Below are 6,000 nucleotides of genomic sequence, written 5' to 3'. Positions count from 1 at the left end.
TGCTGGTCACCGCCTTGTTCTGGATCAACGCATGATCCACCGGACACGCCCTAGGCCCCGGTCGGCGCTGCCATCGCCGCCCGGGGCCGCTTTTTGTGCCCTGCGGCACGCTTTCTATTCCAAGGTCAGCGCATTGCGGTTACCGTTGGTAGTGCGGTACCGCTGCCATTGCGGAAAAGGGCAGCGTGCACAATGGGTCAACCCGAGACGAAACGGGTGGAGTGCGCATGGCCGAGCCCTTCACCGAAAAGCTGCGCACGCTGATGGCCGACCGCGGGATCAGCATGCGCAAGCCGGCCCGGCAAATCCCCTATGACTCCGGAAACCTATCCAGGATCGTCAACGGCCGCAAGACACCTTCGGAGAGAGTGGCCGCCCGGCTTGACGAGCTGCTCGACGCGAACGGCGAACTCGCGGCACTCAGGGCGTCGTCACCGCTCCAACGCGCACTGAACGGAGCCTTGACCCCCGATGACGAGGAACGTCTCATACAGGCGGCGCGCAGGCCGAGGCGCATCGATCTGGCGGTAGTCGAGTCCCTGGCGACGATCCTGGCCGCGCAACGCCGTCTCGAGGACGTCATCGGCTCTGAACCGCTGGTCAAGCCTGTGCGGGCTCAACTCGCCGTCATCGAGCGCCTGGTCGTCGAGGCCCGCGGGAGCATGCGCCCACACGTACTGGATGTCGCCTCGCAGTGGGCGCAGTTCGATGCGTGGCTGCATGCGAGTACACGTCGCCTGACCACGGCTGATCAGCTGTACGACCGGGCGATCGTGTGGGCCACCGAAGCGGGAAATTGGAACATGATCACCACCGCGCTCAACATGAAGGGTCACGCGGCCTGGCTCCGCGGGGAGATCGCGTCGATGATCGGCCTGTCGGAGGCGGCACAGCGGGACAGGCGGACGAGTCCGGGCGTGCGAGCACTGGCCGTGCAGCAGGAGGCACGCGGTCTGGCGATCATCGGCGACGGAATCAGCACCGACCGTAGATTCGATCAAGCGCGTGAGCTGACCTCACAGGCCGCTGAAAATCCTGAAAATGAGCCGCCGTGGATATATTTCTTTAACCCCGACATGCTCACCATGCAGCAGGGGCTCGCCTACCAGTACCTGGGGCGGCATAACGAGGCGGTCGAGCTGCTGACGGCTGGCCTCGACGGGCTGCCAGCCGAGATGCACCACGCCGAATGGGTGCTCTATTACCGCCTGGATCAGGCGCAGTCTCTGCGGGCGCTGCACGAGGATGCCGAGGCCGAACGAGTCATAGAGGACGTCGCCGACCTCGCCGAGCGCCTCGGCGCGACGCGACTCGCCCGGCTGGCGGCCGCGCTGCGCTGACACGGCGACGCCCCGCCGTAGGCATGTCGGAGGGCGTCGCCGCGATCCGGCGCACCGCCGATGTTCACCCCGCGTGAGCGGGGATGATCCGGGGGGACGGGATGCCCACAGTAGGAGGGAGCGTGCTGACGACTGTCGACCGCCCACATCAAGCGCTAACATCTCAGAACGATAACGAGGCTGCAGAGTCGCAGGTCGCGAAGTGTCCTCCCCGCGCGAGCGGGGGTGCTCCGCAGCAGATGGGCCACCGGTCATGTACGCCGCTGTCCTCCCCGCGCGAGCGGGGGTGCTCCGCCGTCGTGTTGTCGCACGCCCCGGTGCTCGCTGTCCTCCCCGCGCGAGCGGGGGTGCTCCGAGGCACGGCGAGCGGACCTATCACTCGGCGTCGTCCTCCCCGCGCGAGCGGGGGTGCTCCGATCTTGCGGTCGCCGTGCTCGCGGTCCACCTCGTCCTCCCCGCGCGAGCGGGGGGCTCCGAACGCCAACGGCCGCCACCGGTCGAACGCCCGGTCCTCCCCGCGCGAGCGGGGGTGTGGGTGTGGCCCCGGTGATGTGGTCACCGGGGCCGCGTTTCGGGTTAGGTCGGGTTCCGTTCTGGGGTGGGGGTGGTGCGTTCTAGTTTGTGGGTCAGTTCCTCCAGTTCGGCGCCGCCGGCCATGAGGGTGGTCAGGTCCTCGCGGGTGATTTCGTCCTTGGTGTGGTAGCCGATGCTGCGGCCCCGGTTGAGGATGAGGAAGCGGTCGCCGACCGGGTAGGCGTGGTGCGGGTTGTGGGTGATGAACACCACGCCGAGGCCGCGTTCGCGGGCCTGGACGATGTAGCGCAGCACCACCCCGGCCTGCTTGACGCCGAGCGCGGCGGTCGGCTCGTCCAGGATCAGCACCTTGGCGCCGAAGTACACGGCGCGGGCGATCGCCACGCACTGGCGTTCGCCGCCCGACAGGGTGCCGATCGGCTGGTCCACGTCGCGCAGGTCGATGCCCATCGCGGCCAGTTCGGCTTTGGTGGTCTTGCGCATGTAGTTGACGTCCAGGCGGCTGAACGGCCCACGCCCCTTGCGGACTTCGGAGCCGAGGAAGAAGTTGCGCCAGACCGGCATGAGGGGGACCACGGCCAGGTCCTGGTAGACGGTGGCGATGCCGCGGGCCAGGGCGTCCCGGGGTGAGGTGAAGCGCACCGGCTCGCCTTCGACCTCGTAGGTGCCGGTGTCGTGTTGGTGCAGGCCGGCGATGATCTTGATTAGGGTGGACTTGCCCGCGCCGTTGTCGCCGAGGACGCAGGTGACCTCGCCCGCACCGACCTCCATCGAGACCTCGCGCAGCGCGATGATGTTGCCGTAGCGCTTGCCCGCCCGGTCCAGGCGGACGAGTGGGGGCGCGGTCATCGGCTCGCCTCCGTCCGGCGGCGGATCCACAGGTTGAACAGGGTGGCGGCGAGGAGCATCGCGCCGAGGAAGAAGAAGAACCAGTCCGGGTTCCATCCTGCGTAGACGATGCCCTGGGTGGCCATGCCGAAGATAAATGCGCCGATCGCCGCGCCCACCGCCGAGCCGTACCCGCCGGTGAGCAGGCAGCCGCCGATGACGGCGGCGATGATGTAGCGGAACTCGTTGCCCACGCCCTCGCCGGACTGGATCGAGTTGAACGAGAACAGCAGGTTCATGCCGGTGAACCAGCAGGTGAGGCCCACGGTCATGAACAGGCCGATCTTCACCCCGCGCACCGGGACGCCCACGGCGCGGGCGCTGGCCGAGGCGCCGCCCACGGCGAAGATCCAGTTGCCGATGCGGGTGCGCAGCAGCGTCCACGTGGCGATGGCGACGAACAGCAGCCACCACAGCACGCTGATCCGCAGTGACACCCCGCCGAGGTCCCACTCGGCGGCGAAGAACGTGCGAGCAGAGTCGAAGCCGGCCATGTCGGAGATGTTGGGGCTGGCCACCGTGCCGGTGACAAGCTTGGTGACCGCCAGGTTCAGTCCCTGCAGCATGAGGAAGGTGGACAGTGTCACCAGGAAGCTGTGGATACCGGTTCTGACGACCAGGTAGCCGTTGAGCGCGCCGATCGCCAGCGCGACCAGCAGGGAGACACCGATGCCCGCCCACAGGTTGGCGGTGAGCTGGAAGCTGAACATCGAGGCGAGCAGTGCCGAGCTGGTCACCGCGACACCGGCGGACAGGTCGAACTCGCCGCCGATCATCAGCAGGGCGACGCCGACCGCGGGGATGCCCAGGGTGGAGGCGGCGTACAGGGTCGTGGCCAGTGCGTCCAGGCCGCGGAACGGTTCGGCGACGGCGAAGAAGAACACGTAGATGACGATGGCGCCGCCCAGCGACCCGATCTCCGGACGCGCCAGCAGGCGGGCCGTCAGCGGTCCGCGGGCGAGCCGTTCGTCGCGTGCCGGCGGGCTGACGCCGGCGTCGAGTGTCTGACTGCTCATCATCGGGTCCTCCGTCAGCGCGTGCCCTGGCTCGCGAACCGCAGGACGGTGGAGACGTTGTTCTTGTCGACGAAGTAGGGGCCGGTGGCCGTCGTCTTGCCGCCACCGATGACGTTGCCGTTGGTCTTGTAGAGCCACAGCGCGTCGATCGCCAGATAGCCCTGCAGGTACGGCTGCTGGTCGACCGCCCAGGTGACGTCGCCGTTCTGGACGGCCTTGACCAGTTCGGGGTTCATGTCGAAGGTGGCGACCTTGGCGTCGCTTCCGGCGTCCCGGACCGACTGCACCGCGGTGAGGGCGAACGGCGCGCCCAGCATGACCACCCGGTCGATGCTGGGGTCCTCCTTGAGCTTGGCGGCGACGGTGGACCGCACGGACGGCATGTTCGTCCCGGTCACGTAGAGCTTGGTGGTCTTGCCGGAGAAGCCCTTGGCCACGCCGTCGCAGCGGGCTTCGAGCGCGACCTGCCCCTGCTCCTGCGGGACGCACAGCACGTGCTTGGCGCCTTCCTCGGCGAGCCGCTTGCCCGCGCTCTCGCCCGCCAGGTGCTCGTCGGATCCGAAGTACTGCAGCGCGCCGGTCTGCTGCCAGTCGTCCAGCCCGGAGTTGAAGGCGACGACGGGGATGCCCGCGGCCTGGGCCTTGCGCACCGCGTCGGTCAGCGCGGACGGCTTGGCCAGGGTGACGGCGATGCCGTCCACCTTGCTGTCGATGGCGTTCTGCACGAGGGTGGCCTGCTTGCCGGCGTCCGGGTCGGAGGAGTAGACGAGCTGGACGTTGTCCTTGGCGGCCGCGGCCTGGGCGCCCTTGCGGACGATGTCCCAGAAGGTGTCGCCGGGCGCCTCGTGGGTGATCATCGCGATCTTCATGCGCGGGGTGTCGGCCTTGCCGGTTTCCTGGGCGTTCTTGCCGCCGGTCGCACTGCACGCGGCCGCGCCGAGGGCGAGCACCGCGACAAGGGCGGTGCCCACGGCACGCTTGGTTCTCGCCATGGGAATCTCCTTGCGTTCGTTGTGGGGTGGGTGTGGCGGTCCGGCGCGCGCGGCCTAAGCCTCGCGCGGTCTGTCCCTGGCTGGGTGCTTGCGGGGCGGACCGGCTACTAGAGCGCTCTAGATTTCGCGCCGATCACCCGGCGGGGTACCACCTGGTGACTGCGCGATGCGGGCCGCGTGGACTGTAGAGCGCTCTAGTGGCCATCACTATGTTGTGGGTCACAACGGCATGTCAATACATGACGCCAACTTTTGGGCATGTCCGAAATGGGAGGGGCCACCGTGACCGAGCGATCCGCCAGGGCCAGGGGTGCTAAGCGCCCCCCTGGAGGACGTCGCCGCGCACGACAGGGTGTCCCAGGCGCTGGTGTCGATCGTCATCCGGGGGCCCGGCGCGAGCGAGGAATCCCGGAGGTCCTGCAGGCGGCCGAGGAGCCCGGCTACCGGCCGGAGAATGGAAGCCCATTCGCATCCTCGCGGATGAGTACCGGCCAGCCACACCACCATCGGTGACGAGCTTCACACCCTCCGCAACCGGAGCCTGATCGTGACCACTCGCGGCCGGGGCGCGTTCATCGTGCGGAGGCCAGGCGCCGACACCGACGACTGACCGGCTCGAGCGGCGCTGAACAACCGGCATAGACCGCCGCGACCTGTGACCGGCCGCCCGTCCGCGACCAGGAGGGAAGGGGGCAACACGTTCCCGGGGCGGGCAGAGAGGCCTGCCGCACAGGTTCGCAGTCCTGATCAGCTCGTACAGGTCCGGGCCCACGATGTTGGGCGGGGAGCGTGGGACGACGGGTGAGAGGTCCGCACCGGGCGTATCCTCGGCCGCGTGCGGGATGCCCACAACAGGACCGAGCACATCGGCGATTACCGAACCCTCACACCAAGAGCTAACATCTCAAAACGATAACGAGGCTGCAGAGCCGCAGGTCGCGAAGTGTCTTCCCCGCGCGAGCGGGGGTGCTCCGGAATTTCTGTATCGGCTACGGCTCTCGCTGCTGTCTTCCCCGCGCGAGCGGGGGTGCTCCGATGATGCTGACCCCCGCCGACCGGGCCTCCTTGTCTTCCCCGCGCGAGCGGGGGTGCTCCGCCTGGGCCACCTCCCACCGCGTCCCGCTGGGAGTCTTCCCCGCGCGAGCGGGGGTGCTCCGTTCTTCTACGACGAGGACAAGCTGGGCTTCCCGTCTTCCCCGCGCGAGCGGGGGTGCTCCGATCCTTCCGCCT

4 protein-coding genes and 1 CRISPR repeat array (1 of these 5 cut by a window edge) are annotated in these 6,000 nt (G+C 68.5%); of the genes, 1 reads left to right on the top strand and 3 read right to left on the bottom strand.

Features of this window, described 5'->3' with window-relative positions; translation table 11 throughout:
- Positions 1-227 precede the first annotated feature (227 nt).
- Positions 228-1,340: a helix-turn-helix domain-containing protein gene (locus ABD879_RS23770; RefSeq protein ID WP_345023790.1), complete on the top strand. Its 1,113-nt coding sequence runs from the start codon at positions 228-230 to the stop codon at positions 1,338-1,340.
- 576 nt (positions 1,341-1,916) lie between these two features.
- On the opposite strand, the gene ABD879_RS23765 is transcribed toward ABD879_RS23770, so the two are convergent.
- Genes ABD879_RS23765 through ABD879_RS23755 form a run of 3 tightly spaced genes read right to left on the bottom strand, consistent with a single transcriptional unit; the run spans position 1,917 to position 4,770 of the window.
- The gene (locus tag ABD879_RS23765) at positions 1,917-2,723 is read right to left on the bottom strand and encodes an ATP-binding cassette domain-containing protein (protein WP_345023789.1); all 807 of its coding nucleotides are present in this window, start codon (positions 2,721-2,723) and stop codon (positions 1,917-1,919) included.
- Entirely contained in the window at positions 2,720-3,778 is a 1,059-nt protein-coding gene (locus ABD879_RS23760; RefSeq protein ID WP_345023788.1) for an ABC transporter permease, read from the bottom strand. Before ABD879_RS23760 ends, ABD879_RS23765 begins: the two co-directional genes overlap by 4 nt.
- 14 nt (positions 3,779-3,792) lie before the next feature.
- Positions 3,793-4,770: a sugar ABC transporter substrate-binding protein gene (locus ABD879_RS23755; protein ID WP_345023787.1), complete on the bottom strand. Its 978-nt coding sequence runs from the start codon at positions 4,768-4,770 to the stop codon at positions 3,793-3,795.
- Between the two features lie 945 nt (positions 4,771-5,715).
- Positions 5,716-6,000: a CRISPR direct-repeat array (repeat unit 29 nt; unit sequence GTCTTCCCCGCGCGAGCGGGGGTGCTCCG); it runs 49 nt beyond the window's last position.

It is taken from the genome of Actinomadura keratinilytica (assembly GCF_039539665.1).
Taxonomy (GTDB): Bacteria; Actinomycetota; Actinomycetes; order Streptosporangiales; family Streptosporangiaceae; genus Spirillospora; species Spirillospora keratinilytica.
Note: the sequence above shows the minus strand (reverse complement) of the source record. Positions and strands in the feature narration are given on the sequence as shown.

What these genes read in the sequence shown, in the direction of transcription:
- ABD879_RS23770 (WP_345023790.1), top strand. Translation starts at nt 228, where the DNA reads ATGGCCGAGCCCTTCACCGAAAAGCTGCGCACGCTGATGGCCGACCGC.
- ABD879_RS23765 (WP_345023789.1), bottom strand. Translation starts at nt 2,723, where the DNA reads ATGACCGCGCCCCCACTCGTCCGCCTGGACCGGGCGGGCAAGCGCTAC.
- ABD879_RS23760 (WP_345023788.1), bottom strand. Translation starts at nt 3,778, where the DNA reads ATGAGCAGTCAGACACTCGACGCCGGCGTCAGCCCGCCGGCACGCGAC.
- ABD879_RS23755 (WP_345023787.1), bottom strand. Translation starts at nt 4,770, where the DNA reads ATGGCGAGAACCAAGCGTGCCGTGGGCACCGCCCTTGTCGCGGTGCTC.